General features: G+C 72.3%; 17 protein-coding genes. 8 read left to right on the forward strand and 9 right to left on the reverse strand.

Translation table 11 applies throughout. The features are described 5' to 3' along the window. The first annotated feature begins 34 nt into the window (after nt 1-34). Together SJY07_RS22870 and SJY07_RS22875 are read left to right on the forward strand one after the other, a co-directional pair. The gene (locus SJY07_RS22870) at nt 35-436 is read left to right on the forward strand and encodes a universal stress protein (RefSeq protein ID WP_380161664.1); all 402 of its coding nucleotides are present in this window, start codon (nt 35-37) and stop codon (nt 434-436) included. A 185-nt stretch (nt 437-621) separates the two neighbouring features. Further along, nucleotides 622-2,136 carry an RNA polymerase sigma factor gene (locus SJY07_RS22875; protein WP_380161665.1) on the forward strand — a complete coding sequence of 505 codons (1,515 nt, stop codon included), beginning with the start codon at nt 622-624 and terminating at the stop codon, nt 2,134-2,136. Nucleotides 2,137-2,214: 78 nt separating this feature from the next. Here SJY07_RS22875 and SJY07_RS22880 read toward each other — a convergent pair whose 3' ends face one another. Together SJY07_RS22880 and SJY07_RS22885 are read right to left on the reverse strand one after the other, a co-directional pair. Then, entirely contained in the window at nt 2,215-2,709 is a 495-nt protein-coding gene (locus SJY07_RS22880) for a DUF456 domain-containing protein (protein WP_380161666.1), read from the reverse strand. Nucleotides 2,710-2,745: 36 nt separating this feature from the next. Continuing rightward, nucleotides 2,746-2,949 carry a hypothetical protein gene (locus SJY07_RS22885; protein ID WP_380162484.1) on the reverse strand — a complete coding sequence of 68 codons (204 nt, stop codon included), beginning with the start codon at nt 2,947-2,949 and terminating at the stop codon, nt 2,746-2,748. 259 nt (nt 2,950-3,208) lie between these two features. Between SJY07_RS22885 and SJY07_RS22890 the strand changes: the two genes are divergently transcribed. The 6 genes from SJY07_RS22890 to SJY07_RS22915 all read left to right on the forward strand — a co-directional run bounded on the left by SJY07_RS22890 (nt 3,209) and on the right by SJY07_RS22915 (nt 10,845). Further along, nucleotides 3,209-5,290 carry a DNA topoisomerase IV subunit B gene (locus tag SJY07_RS22890; RefSeq protein ID WP_328291931.1) on the forward strand — a complete coding sequence of 694 codons (2,082 nt, stop codon included), beginning with the start codon at nt 3,209-3,211 and terminating at the stop codon, nt 5,288-5,290. 124 nt (nt 5,291-5,414) lie between these two features. Beyond that, nucleotides 5,415-5,873 (forward strand): PTS sugar transporter subunit IIA, encoded by a 459-nt coding sequence (locus tag SJY07_RS22895; RefSeq protein ID WP_328291930.1) that lies wholly within the window; start codon nt 5,415-5,417, stop codon nt 5,871-5,873. Between the two features lie 20 nt (nt 5,874-5,893). Continuing rightward, nucleotides 5,894-6,166 (forward strand): HPr family phosphocarrier protein, encoded by a 273-nt coding sequence (locus SJY07_RS22900; RefSeq protein ID WP_380162486.1) that lies wholly within the window; start codon nt 5,894-5,896, stop codon nt 6,164-6,166. Then, nucleotides 6,159-7,832, forward strand: a complete 1,674-nt coding sequence (locus SJY07_RS22905) for a putative PEP-binding protein (RefSeq protein WP_328291928.1) — start codon at nt 6,159-6,161, stop codon at nt 7,830-7,832. The genes SJY07_RS22900 and SJY07_RS22905 overlap by 8 nt, the downstream gene beginning before the upstream one ends. Before the next feature lie 121 nt (nt 7,833-7,953). Next, nucleotides 7,954-9,516, forward strand: a complete 1,563-nt coding sequence (locus tag SJY07_RS22910) for a carboxylesterase/lipase family protein (RefSeq protein WP_380161667.1) — start codon at nt 7,954-7,956, stop codon at nt 9,514-9,516. Nucleotides 9,517-9,525: 9 nt separating this feature from the next. After that, nucleotides 9,526-10,845 (forward strand): ATP-binding protein, encoded by a 1,320-nt coding sequence (locus SJY07_RS22915; RefSeq protein WP_380161668.1) that lies wholly within the window; start codon nt 9,526-9,528, stop codon nt 10,843-10,845. A gap of 63 nt (nt 10,846-10,908) precedes the next feature. Here the strand turns inward: SJY07_RS22915 and SJY07_RS22920 are convergent, their stop codons facing one another. The 7 genes from SJY07_RS22920 to SJY07_RS22950 form a co-directional block, all read right to left on the reverse strand. Continuing rightward, entirely contained in the window at nt 10,909-12,078 is a 1,170-nt protein-coding gene (locus tag SJY07_RS22920; protein ID WP_380161669.1) for an HNH endonuclease signature motif containing protein, read from the reverse strand. 82 nt (nt 12,079-12,160) lie between these two features. Further along, a complete protein-coding gene (locus SJY07_RS22925) occupies nt 12,161-12,364 on the reverse strand; it encodes a hypothetical protein (protein WP_380161670.1) in 204 nt (67 codons plus the stop codon). Between the two features lie 89 nt (nt 12,365-12,453). Next, nucleotides 12,454-13,461: a hypothetical protein gene (locus SJY07_RS22930; protein WP_380161671.1), complete on the reverse strand. Its 1,008-nt coding sequence runs from the start codon at nt 13,459-13,461 to the stop codon at nt 12,454-12,456. A 24-nt stretch (nt 13,462-13,485) separates the two neighbouring features. Next, on the reverse strand, nt 13,486-15,054 hold the full coding sequence (locus SJY07_RS22935) for an AbgT family transporter (RefSeq protein WP_380161672.1): 1,569 nt from the start codon (nt 15,052-15,054) through the stop codon (nt 13,486-13,488). Beyond that, nucleotides 15,051-16,394, reverse strand: coding sequence for a M20 family metallopeptidase (locus SJY07_RS22940; protein WP_328291921.1), 1,344 nt, complete (start codon nt 16,392-16,394; stop codon nt 15,051-15,053). Before SJY07_RS22940 ends, SJY07_RS22935 begins: the two co-directional genes overlap by 4 nt. Before the next feature lie 79 nt (nt 16,395-16,473). After that, nucleotides 16,474-18,963: a DNA topoisomerase IV subunit A gene (locus SJY07_RS22945; protein ID WP_328291920.1), complete on the reverse strand. Its 2,490-nt coding sequence runs from the start codon at nt 18,961-18,963 to the stop codon at nt 16,474-16,476. Between the two features lie 38 nt (nt 18,964-19,001). After that, a complete protein-coding gene (locus SJY07_RS22950; RefSeq protein ID WP_380161673.1) occupies nt 19,002-19,613 on the reverse strand; it encodes a nitroreductase family protein in 612 nt (203 codons plus the stop codon). Nucleotide 19,614: the final 1 nt, after the last annotated feature.

Below are 19,614 nucleotides of genomic sequence, written 5' to 3' on the forward strand. Positions count from 1 at the left end.
ACGCCGTCCATCAACGGCGTCTGGAAGGTGCGGCATGGGGATCGTCGTCGGGTACGTGGCCAACCCGGAGGGCCGAGCAGCCCTGGAACGAGCCGGTGAGGCGGCGCTGCGCTACGCGGTCCCGCTGGTGGTCGTGCACAGCCGGCGACCGGGGCGTGAGGTCGACGCCGCGGACGCCGAACAGCTCGCCGGGGTCCACGCGTCGGTGCAGGAGAAGCTCGTGGCCGCCGGGCTCGCCCACGAGATGCGGGACGTCCCCGACTCCGAGGACCCCGCGGACGACCTCATCACGGCGGCCGAGGAGACGAGCGCCTCGCTCATCGTCATCGGCCTCCGTCGCCGGACCCCCGTCGGCAAGCTGATCCTCGGCGCCAGCGCCCAGCGGATCCTGCTCGACGCGCCGTGTCCGGTGCTCGCGGTGAAGCCGGAGGACTGAGCCCGCCGGAGGGGTCGCGCCCACGCCACGCACGCCGTTCGGGCGGTGTCGTGCGCGCGATCCACCGGGTTCGTGCCACAATCGTGGTTTGTCGTCCTCAGTGGGCATAAGCACTCCGCCCGCGGTGTTGACGTTGTCGGCTGCTGCCCGCGCAGCCTCGTTCCGCCCACGACGAAAGGCAGTCCGTGTCGTCGGTACCGACCTCCCGGCCGCTCCCGCCAGAGTTCGCTTCCGCTCCCTTCCAGGAGCTCCTGCAGCACGGAACCACCCACGGCTACGTGGATGCGCACTCCGTGCGTGTCGCGTGCGAGGACGCGCAGCTGCCCGTGCAGCGCATGAAGGCCGTCCTCCGTGCCCTCGACGACGCCGGTGTGACGGTCAAGGTTCCGGAGGCCGCGCCCAAGCGCGCGGTCGCTGCCGCCTCGGCGCGCCGCACGACGTCCACGGCCACGGCCACCAAGACCGCGCGCCCGGCTGCCAAGCGTGCCGTCGCGCCGGCGGAGGGCGATGCCCCAGCGGCCGTGAAGCCCGCCGCCAAGAAGACGGCCACCAAGGCCGCGACGAAGACGGCGACCAAGGCCGCGACGAAGACCGCGGCCAAGGCCGGCGGCAAGGGTGACGAGCCCACCGAAGAGGTCGACGAGGTCAAGGAAGAAGACCTCGCCAACGAGGACGACGCCGCGACCGAGGACACCACCGAGGAGACCGGCGCCAAGAAGACCGCCGGTGGCTTCGTCCTGCGCGACGACGACGACGACGACGCCCCTGCCCAGCAGGTGTCCACCGCCGGCGCCACCGCCGACCCGGTCAAGGACTACCTCAAGCAGATCGGCAAGGTCGCCCTCCTCAACGCCGAGCAGGAGGTCGAGCTCGCCAAGCGCATCGAGGCCGGTCTCTTCGCCGAGGAGAAGCTGCACTCCGGCGACGACATCGACTCCATCTTCAAGCGTGAGCTGTGGTGGATCAGCGAGGACGGCCGTCGGGCCAAGAACCACCTCCTCGAGGCCAACCTCCGCCTGGTCGTCTCGTTGGCCAAGCGCTACACCGGTCGCGGCATGCTCTTCCTGGACCTCATCCAGGAGGGCAACCTCGGTCTGATCCGTGCGGTCGAGAAGTTCGACTACACCAAGGGCTACAAGTTCTCGACGTACGCGACGTGGTGGATCCGTCAGGCCATCACCCGCGCGATGGCCGACCAGGCCCGCACCATCCGCATCCCGGTGCACATGGTCGAGGTCATCAACAAGCTCGCCCGCGTCCAGCGGCAGATGCTGCAGGACCTCGGTCGCGAGCCCACTCCGGAAGAGCTCGCCAAGGAGCTCGACATGACCCCGGAGAAGGTCGTCGAGGTCCAGAAGTACGGTCGTGAGCCCATCTCGCTGCACACCCCGCTCGGCGAGGACGGCGACTCCGAGTTCGGTGACCTCATCGAGGACTCCGAAGCGGTCGTCCCGGCCGACGCGGTGAGCTTCACGCTGCTGCAGGAACAGCTCCACTCGGTGCTGGACACCCTGTCCGAGCGTGAGGCCGGCGTGGTCTCGATGCGCTTCGGTCTGACCGACGGTCAGCCGAAGACGCTCGACGAGATCGGCAAGGTCTACGGCGTGACGCGTGAGCGCATCCGTCAGATCGAGTCCAAGACGATGTCGAAGCTGCGTCACCCGTCGCGCTCGCAGGTCCTGCGCGACTACCTCGACTGAGGAGACCGGCTCCACGACGAACGGCCCGGCAGGGTTCCCCTGCCGGGCCGTTCGTCGTTCCTGTCGCCCGTGGCGGGCTCAGCGCAGGGTGAGCGCGCCCACGACCCAGAGGACGGTCGCCGCCAGCCCCGCGGAGGCCTCGAGGGCGACGCTGAGCCCCACGCCCTTGAGGGCGACCACGGTCGCCGCCCACGCGGTCCTGGCCCGGCCCCCGGCGGACTCCGCTCGGGCGAGCTCGGTGAGGAACACGCCGAGGACGAACCCGATCGGCAGCCCCACGACCGGGATCACGAAGAACCCGACGATGCCGAGGACGGCTCCGAGCAGCAGTGTGGTCCTGCGGACCCCCGCCCGGGTCATCCGGCGGCCCGGCAGCAGGTACATCGCGACCTGACCCGCGGCGAGCAGGACGGCGGCCCCGGCGAAGAACAGCCAGGCCGGCCCACCGGTGGTCACGGCCCAGACGAGCAGCCCGAGGGCGATGAGGACGGTGCCCGGCAGGACGGGCACCACGATCCCCACGAGGCCGACCGCGATGGTCAGCGCAACGACGACGAGCCCGGCATCACCCACGGTGATGCCGGGCTCGTCGGAGCTCGTGGAGCAGGGTCAGCGCTCGTCGGGAGCCGCGGACGCCGACGTCGTCGCCGCCAGCTTCTGCGACTCGTCGTGGATGTCGGCGCCGGCCTGACGCAGCGCGTCGCGGTGCTCGCGGCCGTGGTGAGCGCAGAAGAGGAGCTCACCACCGGCGTTGAGCACGACTCGCACGTAGGCCTGGGCACCGCACCGGTCGCACCGGTCCGAGGCAGTCATGTGGTCGTTGCTGAGGGTGGTGCTGGTAGCGGTGGTCACTCCGCGACTCCTTCCGGGTCGTGCACGCTGGCGGGCAGCTGCTGCTCCCACCGGACACTCTTCCCCAACCTTCGGCAGGCCGCTCGCGTTCCCACGCCGTTGGAGCATTCCGTTCGCTCGTAGCGGAGGTGTTGTGCGTCACACCGGTCCGGCGAACGGGTGGCCGGGAGCGGCGTGTAGCGCCACGGTCACCTGCTCGAACACCCGTACCCTTCCTTGGGTGACTCCGCCCAGCCCCGCACCGGACGACAAGTACACCGCGGCCAACCTCCTCGTCCTCGAAGGACTCGAGGCGGTCCGCAAGCGTCCGGGCATGTACATCGGTTCCACCGACTCCCGCGGCCTCATGCACTGCCTGTGGGAGATCATCGACAACTCCGTCGACGAGGCCCTGGGTGGCCACTGCTCGCTGATCGACGTGATCCTGCACCAGGACGGTTCCGTCGAGGTCCACGACGACGGCCGCGGCATCCCCGTCGACGCCGAGAAGCGCACCGGGCTGTCGGGGGTCGAGGTCGTCTTCACCCACCTGCACGCCGGCGGCAAGTTCGGCGGCGGGTCCTACTCCGCCTCCGGGGGCCTGCACGGGGTCGGCGCCAGCGTCGTCAACGCCCTCTCCTCCCGCCTCGACGTCGAGGTCGACCGCGGCGGCAAGACCTACGCGACGAGCTTCCGGCGCGGCACCCCCGGTCGCTACGCCGGCGAGGGCCCCGACGCCGACTTCACCCCCGAACAGGGACTGGCGATCACCGGACGCGCCAAGCGCGGGGTGACCGGGACCCGCGTGCGCTACTGGGCGGACCGCCAGATCTTCCTCAGGGAGGCCGCGTTCTCCTACGAGGACCTCGCCGCCCGGGCCCGCCAGACGTCCTTCCTCGTCCCCGGTCTGCGCATCGTCGTCCGCGACGAGCGCTCGGGGGAGCCGACCGAGGAGGTCTTCCAGCACGACGGCGGGATCAGCGAGTACGCCGACTACCTGACCCCCGACGCCCCCGTCACCGCGGTGTGGCGCCTGCAGGGCGAGGACACCTTCACCGAGACGGTGCCGGTGCTCGACGACTCCGGTCACATGAGCCCCCAGGAGGTCACCCGCGACTGCGTCGTCGACGTGGCGCTGCGCTGGGGCACCGGGTACGACCCCACGATCCGCACCTTCGTCAACATCATCTCGACGCCCAAGGGCGGTTCGCACCTCGCCGGGTTCGAACAGGGCCTGTTCGCGGCGGTGAAGAAGCAGGTCGACGCCCAGGCCCGCCGGCTCAAGGTCGGCAAGGACGAGAAGCTCGAGAAGGACGACATCCTCGCCGGGCTGACGGCCGTCGTCACCGTGCGCCTGGCCGAACCGCAGTTCGAGGGTCAGACCAAGGAGGTCCTCGGGACGGCCGCCGTGCGGGCCATCGTCCGCAAGGTCATCGAGAACGAACTCGGCGCCGTCTTCGCCTCGCCCACGCGCGACGACAAGGCGCAGGCCACCGCGGTGCTCGACAAGGTCGTCACCGAGATGAAGTCGCGCATCTCGGCGCGGCTGCACAAGGAGACCCAGCGTCGCAAGAACGCGCTGGAGAGTTCCTCGCTGCCGGCCAAGCTCAAGGACTGCCGCTCCGACGACGTGTCCAACACCGAACTGTTCCTGGTGGAGGGTGACTCCGCGCTGGGCACCGCCATGGGGGCCCGGAACTCCGAGTACCAGGCCCTGCTGCCGTTGCGCGGCAAGATCCTCAACGTCCAGAAGGCGTCCGTCACGGACATGCTGAAGAACGCCGAGTGCGCCTCGATCATCCAGGTCGTGGGCGGCGGCTCCGGGCGCAGCTTCGACCTCAGTGCCGTGCGCTACGGGAAGATCGTCCTGATGACGGACGCCGACGTCGACGGCGCGCACATCCGCACGCTGCTGCTGACGTTGTTCTTCCGCTACATGCGCCCGCTCATCGAGGCCGGCCGCGTCTTCGCCGCGGTGCCGCCCCTGCACCGGTTGGCGGTGACGACGCCGGGCAAGAAGGGCAAGGAGATCATCTACACCTACTCCGACGCCGAGCTGCGCAAGGTGACCGCGGACCTGAACCGGCGCAACCGCCACTACGGCGAACCCCAGCGCTACAAGGGCCTGGGGGAGATGGACGAGGACCAGCTCGCCGAGACGACGATGGAACGCCAGCACCGCACCCTGCGCCGGGTCACGGTCAACGACGGCGCCGTGGCGGACAAGGTCTTCGAACTGCTGATGGGCAACGACGTCGCCCCCCGCAAGGACTTCATCATCGCCGGCGCCGAACGGTTGGACCGTGGTCGCATCGACGCGTGACGCGCAGCGGCACCAGGCCCTCCTCGACGCAGCGCGCGAGGTGCTCCCGGGCAGTGCCGTCCCCGGCCGTCTCCGGTGTCCGTGTCCTGGCCGACTCCGAGACCCTCGTGAAGGACCTGCAGCGATGACCGACCTCACCGCCCCGGAACTCGTCCTCCTCGACCTCCGGGCGACCGATCGCGTCGACGCGACCCGTCAGCTCGCGCAGACCCTCGCCGCCGCCGGCCGCCTCACCGACCTCGAGCAGTTCCTCGCCGACGTCGCCGCGCGCGAGGAGCAGATGGCGACGGGGATCCCCGGTGGCATCGGCCTGCCGCACGCGCGTTCCGAGGCCGTCACCGTGCCCAGCCTGGCCATCGGGCGGATCCTGGACGGGAACGGTGTCGACTGGGGCGCACCCGACGGCCCCGCCGACCTGGTGTTCCTCGTCGCCGTGCCCACGACCGGCGAGGCCGACCACTTCACGATCCTGACCGCCCTGGCCCGCAAGCTCGTGCACGTCTCCTTCCGCGAGTCCCTCCTCAGGGCCCCTGACGCCGAAGCCGTCGCCGCGGCCGTCCTGAACGAGGTGCACGGACGATGAAGGGCGTCGCGGTGACCCCTGTGTCCACCGCCACCCGCACCGCTGTCGTCGCCTCCCGCGTCGGCCTGCACGCCCGCCCGGCGTCACTCGTCGTCCGGGCCGCAGCGGCAACCGGACTGCCGGTGACCATCGCCCTCGGATCCGGTGACCCGGTCGACGCCCGCAGCATCCTCAGGGTGATGGGGTTGGGTGCCCGGCACGGCGACGAGGTCGTCCTGACGGCGCAGGGGGACGGCGCGGAGGCGGCCTTGGAGACCCTCGCGGGCCTCGTGGAGACCGACCACGATGCGTGAGTCGTCCGGGGTCGGCGTCGGCTCGTCGGCCGCGGTGGGGACGGCCGTCGTGCTCGCCCTCCCCGCCCGCCCGCCCGCCGACGAACCGGCGGCCGCGGACCCGGTGACGGCCGGGGCGGACGTCCGCGCCGCGTTCGACGCCGTCGCGAACTCCCTGCGCGCCCGCGCGGAGCGGGCCGGCGGGACCGTCGCCGACGTCCTGCAGGCGACCGCGCTGATGGCGGCGGACCCCGGTCTGCCGGCCGAGGTCGAGCGCCGACTGGCTCTCGGCACCGGTCCGGCGACGGCCGTCGACGAGGCCGTGGAGACGTTCTGCGAGATCCTCGCGGCCGGCGGCCCCCACCTCGCCGAGCGGGTCACCGACCTGCGCGACGTCCGCGATCGGGTCGTCGCCCGGGTCCTGGGCCTGCCCGAGCCGGGTGTGCCGGAACTCTCCGGTCCCTCGGTGGTGATCGCCCGCGACCTCGCCCCGGCCGACACCGCGGCGCTGGACCTGTCCCAGGTCGTCGGGATCGTCACCGAGCTCGGCGGCCCCACCAGCCACACCGCGATCGTCGCGGCCCAGTTCGACATCCCCTGCGTCGTCCGGGTCGAGGGGGCGCTGCGGATCGCCGACGGGTGCGCCGTGGCGGTCGACGCCCGCTCCGGTTCCGTCACCCTCGATCCCGGCACCGGACTCCGGTCCGCGATCGAGACCCGTCGTGCGGTGCGTGCCGAACTCGCCGCGTCCGCCGGGGGGCCCGGCCGGACGGCCGACGGGGTCGGCGTGCAGTTGCTGGCCAACGTCGGGACCCTCGCCGACGCCGAACGCGCTGCCGCGCTGGACGTCGAAGGGGTCGGGTTGTTCCGCACCGAGGTGCTCTTCCTGGACCGGAACTCCGCGCCGACGCTGGAGGAGCAGACCGAGGTCTACGTCCGCGTGCTCAAGGCGTTCGGCGACCGCAAGGTCGTCGTGCGCACCCTCGACGCGGGGGCGGACACACCGCTGGCCTTCGTCGCGGTCGCGGCCGAGGAGAACCCGGCCCTCGGCGTCCGGGGGCTGCGCACCGCCCGCCGGCACCCGGATCTGCTCGACACCCAGCTGCGGGCCCTGGCCGCAGCCGCCGAGATCAGCGGCACCCAGCCCTGGGTCATGGCGCCCGTGGTCGCCACGCCCGAGGAGGCCCGCGGTTTCGCCGACCGGGCCCGCGCGGCGGGTCTGCGTGAGGTCGGCGCGATGGTCGAGGTCCCGGCCGCTGCGCTGCGGGCCCCGCACCTGCTCGCCGCGGGGCTGGACTTCGTGAGCATCGGGACCAACGACCTCACCCAGTACACGATGGCCGCCGACCGCCTCGAGGGCGATCTCGCCGACCTGCTCGACCCGTGGCAGCCGGCGGTGCTGCAGCTGGTGGGTCTCACCGGTGCGGCCGGGGCCGCGGCGCAGGCGCCCGTTGGTGTCTGCGGCGAAGCGGCCCGCGATCCGCTGCTCGCGCTGGTCCTCGTCGGTCTGGGCGTCACCAGTCTCTCGATGGCTCCCGCGGCCGTGCCCGCCGTCCGGTTCGCGTTGTCGCGCACGACCTCCGCGACGTGCCGGGCGATGGCGGCGGCGGCGCTGGCCGCGGTGACCCCGGCCGACGCGCGCGCCGCTGCGGCGAGGCTGGCCGATCCCGAGGTCGTCGCACGGTAAAGTTCTTCGGGTCACGAGGGAGCACGCCGCGCGCTCCTGACGGATCCCTCGACGGGACGTCCCCCCGGCCTCGTCGAGGGGTCCTTCAGGAACGCGCGGCGGACGTCGGGAGGAGCGGGCGATGCCCAGGGTCGTCGTCACGACGGCGGGTGGCGTCCGAGGTCGGGCGGCCCGGCGCGGAGTGGTCTCCTTCCTGGGCATCCCCTACGCAGCCCCACCCGTGGGCGTCCGCCGCTTCGCCGCCCCCACGCCGGTGGAGCCGTGGTCCGGGGTCCGACCCGCCGACGAGAAGGCCCCGGTCGCCCCGCAGGACCCCCGCTCCGGCTACGGGTGGACGCCGCGGTCCGGGGAGGACCACCTCACCCTCGACGTGCACGTCCCCGAGGCGTTCACGCGCGGTCTGCCGGTCCTCGTCTGGATCCACGGCGGCGGCTGGGTCTCGGGTTCCGGCTCGGCCCCGGGCTACCACCCGGCCGCGTGGGTCGCGCGGGGTTTCGTCGTCGTCTCCATGAACTACCGCCTCGGCTTCGAGGGGTTCGGGGCCGTCCCCGGTGCCCCGCACAACCGCGGCCTCCTCGACCAGATCGCCGCCCTGCGGTGGATCCAGGACAACATCACCCCGTTCGGTGGTGATCCCTCGCGGGTCACGATCGCCGGTCAGTCCGCCGGTGCGTCCTCGGTCGCGGCGTTGACCTGCGCCCCCGTCGCCCGGGGGCTGTTCACGCGCGCCATCGCGGCGAGCATCACGGGGGAGACCTACACCGTCGCGCAGGCCGAACGGGTCGCCCGTCACGTCGCCCGCGCCGCGCGCGTCCCGGCCGACCGCGAGGGGTTCGCCGGCCTGCCGCCGATCCGGTTGCTGGCTGCCTCCGACGCGGTCGCCCAGGACCTCGCAGCTGACCCGGACGCCGGCCCGCGGGGTTCCGTCCCGCTGCTCTACCACCCGGTCGTCGACGGCGAGGTGGTCACCGCGCCGTTCATGGAGGGGCCGGGCGCCGGCGGCGACCCGGCGGTCGACCTCATGGTCTCGAGCGTCGTCGACGAGTGGAAGCTGTTCTCCCGCAGTGGCTTCGCCCCCGTCGCGAAGACCTGGGGCGAGGTCGTCGAGTTCGCCCTGGCCGTGGGCCTGCCCGCGGCGGCCGTCGAGGAGTACCGGGGGTTCCTGCCCGGGGCGGACCCGGGCACGGTCGGGGACGCGCTCCTGAGCGACGGCCTGTTCGCGGAACCCTCGCGGCGCTTCGCCCGCGCGCACACCGCCCGCGGGGGCCGGACGTTCCTGTCCCGGTTCACCTGGCGTTCCCCGGCCCTCGGTGGCCGGTTCGGCGCGACCCACGGTCTCGACGTGCCGTTCGCGTTCGGCAACCCGCAGGCGATGGAACCCTTCCTGCACGCCGTCCCGGTGCTGCCGTTGGCCCGGCGGGTCCCCCGGCTGGGTCCCCGGCTGCGTGGGGTGTTCCCCACCCCGGCGAGTTCCGCGCTGTCCCGGCGGATGGTCGCGGCGTGGACGTCGTTCGCCGCCGACGGTGACCCGGGCTGGCCGGCCATCGGTGTCGACGGGACTCCCGTGCGGGTCTGGGGTTCCCAGGACTCCCTCGACCTCGCGCCGGACCCGCGGGAGCGCACCTGGGCCGACGTCGAGTTCCAGCCCTACGACGAGGTCGCGCTCCGGACCGCCAGGACGTAGCGTCGGGCGGTGCTCCCTGACGACGACGACCTCGGTCTCGCCCTCGCTCGCAGGCTGTCGGCGGAACCCGCCGACGTCCGTCGGGCGGTCGCCCTCGTGGGCGAGGTCCTCTCCGGCGGCAGTCGCTCGACGGTCACCGCGAACGGTTTCGTGGAGGCCCACCTCGAACTGCCGCACACGTCGCTGGTGTCGGAGCTCGTGGAGCTGACCAACACCCGCGCGATCTCGGTGGGCGCGGCGCTGGCCGACCTGGTCGAGGTGCACGGTGCGGCGCTGGGTCCGGTCGAGGACGACGAACCGCCCACCTGGCAGCGCATCGACCTCCTGGACGAGCACGTCTCCGTCCCCACCTCGACGGCGGCGTTCTTCCCGGCCGGGACCGCCGCCGCGGCCGACGTCGTCGTGCAGCTCGCCCAGCACGAGTACGCGCCGCAGCCGGCGTCGCTGCGGGTGCTGTCGCGCCCGGGCGACCACGCCGCCGCGCGGGGTCTGGTGGACTCCCTGCTCGCGACGGCCCGTCGCGACAAGGGCTTCTACCGGGGCCGGATCCTGCACGCCGACGCGCACCTCCCGCTGAAGCTCAAACCCACCGCGCTGGGTCCGGGAGGCCGGGACGACCTCGTGCTCCCCGCGGCGGTGTGGGCCGAGATCGACGCGAACGTCGCGGCGCTCACCACCCGGGCGGAGCTGTTGCGCGACCTCGGCCTGGGGACGAACCGCGGGGTGCTGCTGGCCGGTCCGCCCGGGGTCGGCAAGAGCGCCCTCAGCCGGGTCGTCGCCCGTGAACTCGCGGGTGACTTCACGGTGATCATCGTCGACGCCTCCGCCGCGTCGTCGGTGCTGCGCCAGGTGTACCGGGAGACGGCGGACCTCGGGCCGAGCGTGGTGGTCCTCGAGGACGTCGACCTCTACCTGGGGGACCGCAAGGCCGGGGCGCGCGGCACCGCGCTGGCCGACTTCCTCGCCGTGCTCGACGGCACCGAGGAGTACCGCGACGTGCTCACCATCGCCAGCACCAACGACCCCGCCGCCCTCGACGCCGCCGCGACCCGTTCCGCCCGCTTCGACGCCGTGATCCACCTCGCCCCGCCGGACCAGGAGGCCTGCGAGGCGATCCTGCGCCGTCTCCTCGGCCGCTTCGGTGAGACGGCCGTGGACTGCACCGCCCTCGCCCGTCAGCTGCCGCCCGGGGTCACCGGGGCCGACCTGCGGGAGGTGGTGCGCCGCAGCGTGCTCGGCCACGGCGCGAACCTCACCACCGAGGTCCTCCAGCAGGTCGTGCGGGAAGGGCGCTGGCAACCCGCGGCCCTGACCGGCAACTACCTCTGAGGATCAAGGCAGCACGAACGCCCCCGCGGCCTTGCTGGCTGCGGGGGTGTTTCACGTCGGCGGTCAGAAGGGTGGTTCGTCGGGGAGTCCGGGCCAGAGTTCCTTCGGTGTCCCGAGCCGCTGGGCGATTCTGGCGTGGTGGGCCTTGGTGGCTTCGAAGACGTACTGGGTCTTGAAGCGGTGGTGGCCCCGGCAGTAGGCGCGGAGGTTGTTCGCGGTGGTGTGACCCTGCGGCCAGGGGATCGTGTGGTCGAGGTCGCAGTTGACGGCGGGGACGTGGCAGCCGGGCGCGGTGCCGTACTCGTCGCGGGCGGTGATGAAGCGGCGCATGGTGTCGGTGATGGCGTAGGCTTTGGCGCCGATGTCGATGACGTCTCGGGTTCCGGGTGAGCAGATGACCTTGCGCCACATCGCACCGGTGGTGGTGGCGAGTTCGCGGGCGACGTGGGCGGGGACCGATCCGAGGCCGTCGACGGTGGCTTCGTCGTCGTCGAGGCCGAGGAGGGTGGTGGCGTCGACGCGGACGTGGACCTGGACCGACGTCGCGGGGCGGTGCGTCCGCCCCGTCACGGCGGGGGAGTCCTCCGTGGCGAATTCAGTCACGTCACTGGCGGCGGGCACGGCGCGGTCCATGGCGTCGGTGAGCAGGTCGACGATGACGTCGCGGACGCGCTGCCCGTGGGAGCGGGTGTCGAGGAGGCCGGCCTTCTTGGCCGCGTCGGCGGCCTGGTCGGCGGCGGCGTTGGTGTGGGCGACCAGTCGCAGGGCGAAGGCGGTGGGGGTGATGAACCCGAGGTGGCTGTGGAGACCGTCCTCGCAGGGGGTGTGTCCCAGTCCGCGGGGGTCGTCGTTCTTCTCCAGGATGACGGATTCGTAGCCAGGGGTGAGAGCTCGGATTTTCCGGGAGCACTTGATGCCCAGTTTCCGCCCGGTCAATCCTGCCTGTGCGTGGTGGACGGCGTCGGTGAGGTAGTCCTGCAGGGCCGCGGTGTAGTCCTCTCCTTGGAGGAGCTTCTCGTCCTCCTCGGCGTGGACGGAGGTGACGCGTCCGTCGAGGTCGATCTCTTCGGTGAGGGTGGCGGTGCGCGCGCTGAGGCGTTCGGCGTGGTCTTCGATGGTGCGCGCCTGGTAGCGGGTGACGGTGGCGTCGGCGACGGCTTGCCAGAGGGCGCGGTGGTCGTGGCCTTTGCGCCAGGCGTTGTGGATGGTGGCGCGGGCGCGGTCGAAGTCCATGCCTTCGTCGCGGGAGTACTCCTCGGCGACGAGGTCGACGGCGGCTTCCCAGCGGTCGAACCCGGTTCCTGGAGCCAGCGCGCTAGCGCTGGAGGATGGTGACCCCGTGGTCTTGGAGTTGGTCGAGGTCGGGGTGGGGGGAGTCGTGGACCATGGTGACGGCGTCGGCGACGCCGAGGTAGAACAGGGCGTGGGCGGCGTCGGCGAAGCGGCGGTACTTGCCGGGGAGGCCGAAGGCGACCCCGGTGGGGGCCTCTTCTGCTGCGTCCGCGAGTGCCGCTGTCATGTCCTGAGTCTACCTCGTTCGCAAGGTTCGAACAAGGTGACCTGTTGTGTCGCAAGGGTTCCGGACGGTTCTCTCGAGTCGGACCCCAGTCAGTCCACGAACCAGTCGGGGGCCGTCGCCGACTTCGCCCAGTACGAGAGCCCGGCCCTCGACCCGTCCGCCGTCACCTCGTCGGTGAAGGTGACGTACTTCCCGACCGCCCAGCGGGGGACCGCGATCTCGCCGTACTCCCCGTTGCCGGCGTAGACGTTGTCGCGGAACACGATGTTCTCCATGAGACCCCGCGCGTTCTCCGGTGCCTTCTGCATGACCGAGTAGGAGCCGTCGGAGAAGAAGTTCCCCTCGACGAGGACGTTGCGGGTGGGGGTGCCCAGGTTCTCCCCGTCCACCCGTGGACCCTCAGAACCGAGGATGACGGCGGAGTTCCCCTTCGAGCCGTCGACCCGGACGGCGAGCAGGGACGAGTTCCGCACGGTGGACCAGACCCCGTCGGCGTTGTCCGCGCCCGTCGACTGCACCCCGTCGGTGTGGACCCGGCTGCCGTTGGGCAGCCGCGCGATGGACTGACCGTCGGTGAGGCAGGTGTCGATGGTCGCGTTCGCCCCGAGCCGGAAGGCGTCCTCGCAGCGGGTGACCCAGACCCGTTCCGCGGTGTAGTTGCCGTAGCCGATGGCCGTGCCGTGGTCGGTGTCGGAGGCCCCCCGCACCACGCAGTCGTGCAGGTGCAGGGACGCTCCCTGGTGACGCGCGGAGTTCACCCGGATCTTCGGGTCCCCGGTGCTGGTGATCCGGCAGTACCGGATCGTCACGTCGCGGTGGTTGATGGTCACGAGGCCGCGCAGGTCGACGAACTCGAGGACCTCTCCGTCGGCGGAGCTGGTGAACGAACTCCTCCGGGGGGTGAGCTGTGTCCCCACCGGCACGCCGACGTGTTCGTACCCGGTCATGCCGGTGGGGATGCCCGCGGCCCGCGAACGGGCCGTCCGGGCCGCGAGGGTGTCGCCGGTGCCGACGACGACCGGGGTCGCCGACCCCCGCAGCCCCAGCCCGACGCCGCCCAGCAGCCCGAGGCCGAGCAGGTGGCGACGCGAGGGCACGGGCCCACTGTGCCACCTCGGACCTCACATCCGTGCGAACTGCCCCGGCCCGAACGGCAGGTCCAGCAGGAACCACAGGCTGAGCATCAGCACCCACGCGATCCAGAAGCAGATCGTGAACGGCAGGAACCGGGCGATGAGGGTTCCCAGCCCGGCCTGGGGTTCGTAGCGTCGGACCATCGCCAGCACGAGCACCAGGTAGGGGTTCAGGGGGGTGAGGATCTGGGTGGCGGAGTCGCCGACGCGGAACGCGGCCTGGGTGAAGGCGGGTTCGTAGCCGAGGAGGGCGAACATCGGCACGAACACCGCACCCATGATCGTCCACATCGAGGACCCCGAGGTGATGAACAGGTTCAGCAGCGAGGCCAGGACGATGAACGCGATGATCGCCTCGAAACCGTCGAGGTCCAGGGCGTCGAGGCCACCGGCACCCGAGACGGCCATCCACGACCCGACCCGGGACCAGGTGAACAACGCGACGAACTGACCCAGCACGAAGGCCAGGACGATGAACGGGGCCATGTCGCGCACGGCCTCGCCCATGGCCTTCGGGACGTCGACGAGGTGGCGCAGGGTTCCCGTGGACCGGCCGAAGGCCAGCGCCGGCACGGCGAGCAGGGCGAACACGATGAAGGCGACGGAGTCCAGCAGCGGGGACTCCGGGAGGTAGCCGCCGCTCTCGTTGCGCATCGGCGAACCCGGGACGACGGTCAGCGCGACGAGGACCGCGACGGTGAGCAGCGCGGCGACCCCGGCCCGGCGCAACCCGCGGCGGTCGTCGCGCGAGACGGACAGGTCCGAGACGTCCTCGACGGTCCCGATGCCCTCGGAACCCTCCTGCTGCGTCGTGGGAACTCCCTGCCGGGTCAGCCGGGGTTCCAGCACCTTGGTGATGAGCAACCCGCAGACGACCGTGAGGACCACCGAGCACGCGATGTTGTAGAACCAGTTCGACACCGGCGTCACCGGAGTCCCCGCGTCGGGCAGCGACGCCGTCACCGACTGGGTGATCCCCGAGAACAACGCGTCGAGGCTCGTGACGACGAACGACGTCGAGTACGCCGCCCCCGCCGCGGCGAAGGCGCCGAGCAACCCGGCGACGGGGTGGCGTCCGGCGGCCTTGAACACCATCGCCGCCAGCGGCGGGATGACGATCATCACCGAGTCGGCCATCACGTGCCCGACCATGCAGACCGCGGCGACGGCGTAGGGCAGGGCCCACGTCGGGGCCCCGGCGAACGCGACCTTGATGAGCGCGGACATCAACCCGCTGCGCTGGGCGAGACCCACCGCGAGCAGGATCACCACGACCGTCCCCAGCGGGGGGAAGGACACGAAGTTGTCGACGAGGTTCGTCGTGAGCCACCGGATCCCCTCGACGGTGAACAGCCCGCGGACGTCCTGCACCTCCTCGGAGCCGGGGATCCGGACGGTCGTCCCGAGCGCCGCCATGACCGTCGAGACGATCGAGAGAACCAGGAACAGCCCGACGAACAGGACGAAGGGATCGGGGATCTTGTTGCCGATCCGTTCGACGCCCCCGAGGAGCCGGTCGGTGCGCGTCGTGGGTGCGGTCTCGACCGAGGAGCTCACGCCAGGAACTCCTCGACGTCCAGGACACCGCCGGCGGCGTCGAACTCGGCCGTCACGGCCGCCAGGAGTTCGGGGTCCGCGAGGACGTCCAGCGCGGTGAGGGCCAACCCGACGGCTCCGTCGAGCACGCCCGCGTCCCCGGAGGGGGACCCGGCCGCGGCGGCGAACTCCGCCGTGTGCAGCGAGAGCTCCGGGCCGGAGACGGCGAGCATCGGGTGGATCGAGGGGACCCGCACGCTGACGTTCCCGAGGTCGGTGGAGCCCGACAGGGTCTCCGGGACGACCCCCGGGGGCAGGGCGGTGCGTCCGCGTCGCTGCTGGTGCGTGGTCCACCGCGCGGCCATCTCCAGGTTCGCGCGGATCGGCAGGTACGCGGGCTGGCGGTCCCACTCCAGCTCCACCCCGCACCCGGTCATCGCGGCCGCGGCCCGCAGGATCGTGTCGACCCGCCCGCACAGGTCCGTGAGCGTCGCGGGTTCCGCCGAGCGCACGTAGTACTCCGACACGGCGCGGGCCGGGACGACGTTCGGGCGCTGCCCGCCGTCGACGACGATCCCGTGGACGCGGTCGCTGGGGGTGATGTGCTGGCGCAGCATCGCGATGCCGTTGTAGCCGGCGACGACGGCGTCGAGGGCGTTGCGTCCCATGAAGGGTTGCGCCGACGCGTGCGCGGGAACCCCCGTGTAGGTCGCGCGGACCTGGCGGCGTCCGAGGAAGGGCTGCACGGCGACGTCGTAGCTGAACGGGTGCAGCATCACGACGGCGTCGACCCCCTCGAACGCGCCGTCGCGGGCCATGACCTCCTTGCCGCCCCCGCCCTCCTCGGCGGGCGTCCCGAGCAGCACCGCCGTCCCCGAGACCTCCCCGGAGCGCAGGGCGTGGACCAGGCCGAGGAAGGCCCCCACCGCGGTGGCGCAGATGACGTTGTGGCCGCAGCCATGCCCGACCCCCGGCAGCGCGTCGTACTCCGCGAGGACGGCGACGGTCGGCCCTGCGCCGCTGGAGACGACGGCCTTCAACGCCGTCTCCAGCCCGTGCACCCCGACCGTGGCCTCGACGTCGTGACGGGCGAGGAGGTCGGCGACGGCCCGCACCGAGCGGTGCTCGGCGAAACCCTCCTCGGGGTGGGCGTGCAGGTCGTGGCTCAGGGCGAGGAGGTCCGCCCCGAGCGCCTCCACCGCGGCCTCAGTCGCGTCGAGCAGGGCCTCGGAGGCCCCGGCGTGCTCACTCGTCAGCGGGGCCGCGGTGGCCGCGGCCCGGTCGATGCCCACCCGCACCGAGGTGAGGTAGGTCGTGTCGGGGGTGCTCGGTCGGGTCGGGTCGCTCGTCTGCTCGGCCATGCGCATCAGGCCTACTCGCACCGCGAGCCCGTCGCCAGTCCACGACCGGCGTGGCGGCGAGACGAAACACGGAGTTCACCTACACCTGGGGCGGCCCCGCGATCGCGGCGATCGGCCGTTCCAGCGCGGTACCCGACCCGTCCCGGCGTCCGGGCGTCTCCGGCAGGGCGACGGCGGTGCCGGTCGACGTCGCGGCCTCGGCGGGAGCCGGGCCGGCCCACGCCAGCAGCAGCACGTCCTCACCCCGGGCGAAGCGGTGGCAGCGCACCCCGCCGGTCGCGCGGCCCTTGGCCGGGTACTCCGAGAGCGGGGTGACCTTCGCCGAGCCGAGCTGCGAGACCCCGCTCGTCGAGTCGCCCGCGACGGTCACGACGACGGGGTTCTCGGCGTCGCCGGAGACGGCGGTCATCGCGACCACCCGGGCGCCGGGGGAGAGCTTGATCCCGGCCATCCCGGCGGCGGGACGACCCTGCGGGCGCACCGCCGAGGCGGAGAAGCGCAGCAGCTGGGCGTCGGAGGTGATGAACACCAGCTCCTCCTCGCCGCTCGTCAGCTGGACGGCCGCGACGACCTCGTCCTTCTGGCGCGGGCCGAGGTCCTTCAGCGTGATGACATCGACCTCGTCGCGGTTTCCCAGCGCTTCCAGCACGACGCGCTTCACCGTCCCGCCGGCGGTGGCGAGGGCGAAACCCGGGTCGTCGGGGTCCTCGACGCCGGGGCTGGGCAGCGGCACGATCGTCAGGGCCCGCTCGCCCTTCCCGAACGTCACGAACTCCTTGACGCCGGTGCCACCGGAGAGGTTCGGCCGTCCTGCCGTCTCGGGCAGCGTCGGCAGGTCCAGCACCGGGACCCGGACCAGACGTCCCGCCGAGGTGATGACCCCGACGAAACCCCGGGCCGTCGCGGGGGCCGCGGCGAGCACCAGGTCGTGCCGGCTGCGCCTGCCCTCGGTGCCCAGGGGTTCCACCGAACTCGTCCGCGCCAGCAGACCCGCCGACGACAGCAGGACCCAGCACGGGTCGTCGGAGATCTCCAGCTGCGTCGGGACGGCCGCCGAACCGGTCGCCGGGCCGGAGGCGGTCAGCAGCACCGTGCGGCGCGGCGTCCCGTGCTCCGCGGCGACCGCGCCGAGTTCGTCGCTGACGAGGGTCCGCAACCGGTTCTCGTCGTCCAGGATGGCCTGGAGCTCGGCGATGGTGGCCCGCAACTCGCCCTGCTCGCGTTCCAGCTCGATGCGGGAGAACCGCGTCAGGCGGCGCAGCTGCATGTCCAGGATGTAGCGACCCTGGTTCTCCGACAGGGTGAAGCGCTCCATCAACCGGCTCAACGCGGCCGGGGCGTCGTCGGAGGAACGGACGATCGCGATGACCTCGTCGATGTCCAGGATCGCGACGAGCAACCCGTCGACGAGGTGCAACCGGTCCTGGGCCTTCTCCAGGCGGAACTGCGTCCGGCGGCGCACCACGTCGAGGCGGTGGCCGATGAACACCTCGAGGAGTTCCTTCAACCCCAGCGTCCGGGGCTGGCCCTCGACCAGGGCCACGTTGTTGATGCCGAAGGACTCCTCCATCGGCGTCAACCGGTAGAGCTGCTCCAGCACGGCCTCGGGGACGAAACCGTTCTTGACCTCGATGACCAGGCGCATCCCGTTGTGCCGGTCGGAGAGGTCGGTGACGTCGGCGACACCCTGCAGGCGCTTGTTCTTGACGTGGTCGGCGATCTTCTCGATCAACCGTTCCGGTCCGACGCCGTAGGGGAGTTCGGTGGCGACGATCGCCTGGCGGCGGCCGATCTTCTCCATCGTCACGCTGGCCCGGGTGCGGAAGGAACCGCGACCGCTCGCGTAGGCGTCCTTGATCCCCTCGAGGCCGACGATGCGCCCGCCCGTGGGCAGGTCCGGGCCCGGGATGAAGCGCATGAGGGCCGGGAGGTCCGCCTCGGGGTGGCGGATGAGGTGCTTCGCCGCGTTGACCACCTCGACGAGGTTGTGCGGCGGCATGTTCGTGGCCATCCCGACGGCGATGCCGCTGGCCCCGTTGACGAGCAGGTTCGGGAACGCGGCCGGCAGGACACCGGGTTCGGTGAGCCGGTCGTCGTAGTTCGGGACGAAGTCGACGACGTTCTCGTCCAGGCCCGTCGTCATGAGCAGCGCGGCCGGCGCCATCCGCGCCTCGGTGTAGCGCTGCGCGGCGGGACCGGCGTCCAGGGACCCGAAGTTCCCGTGCCCGTCGACCAGCGGCAGCCGCATCGTCCAGCTCTGGGCCTGGCGCACCAGGGCGTCGTAGATCGCGACGTCACCGTGCGGGTGCAGCTTGCCCATCACCTCGCCGACCACGCGGGCCGACTTCACGTGCGCCCGCGCGGGGACCAGCCCCATGTCCTGCATCATGTAGAGGATCCGGCGCTGGACGGGTTTCAGGCCGTCCCGGGCGTCGGGCAGGGCGCGCGAGTAGATGACGGAGTAGGCGTACTCCAGGAACGCCCCCTGCATCTCCTGCTCGACGTCGATGTCGACGATCCGCTCGGGAACGTCGGACGGCGGCGGCGGAGGTGCGGACTTGCGAGGCATGAGCCGCATTCTGCCGTCCCGCAGGGCGCGATCGTGTCCTAGCCGCCCCAGGGCGCGTCGAAGCGGCCGTCGTGGACGGTGTCGTTGAGGGTCCGCCGGTGCGCCCGCGAGGGGCGCGAGGCCTCGTCGGCGGCGGGGTGGCCCAGGGTCAGCGCGGCGACGACGCGGCGCTCCGCAGGCACCCCGAAGGCCTCCCGCACGGCGGCGTGCGCGGCCGTGGGGACCCCGAACAGGCACGCGCCCAGTCCCTCCTCGACCGCCGCGAGCAGCACCAGCAACCCCGACATCCCGGTGTCGACGTCCGGCCAGGACACCTCCCAGTGCGCCGCGTCCCGGTCGGGCCCCGGCTTGTCCGGCGCGGCGTAGCGGCGGGCGTAGGCGTCGGGGTCGGCGAGCAGGACGACCAGGACGGGTGCGGTGCGCATGCCGGCCAGCCACCCGTCGGCCGGACCGGGCTGCGCCGTGCGCGCCCAGAACAGCTCGCGGTCGGCCGCGCTGCGCAGGACCAGTAGGTCACGGCCCTGGCTGTTGCCCGCGCTCGGGGCCCGCAGCGCCGCGCTCAGCACGCGCCGCAGCACTTCCTCCGCCACCGGGGCGCCGTCGTAGCGGCGCACCATCCGACGTCGGGCCAGGACCTCCCAGAACTCCACG

The organism is Kineococcus sp. R86509 (genome assembly GCF_042466365.1).
In the GTDB taxonomy this organism is placed as follows: domain Bacteria; phylum Actinomycetota; class Actinomycetes; order Actinomycetales; family Kineococcaceae; genus Kineococcus.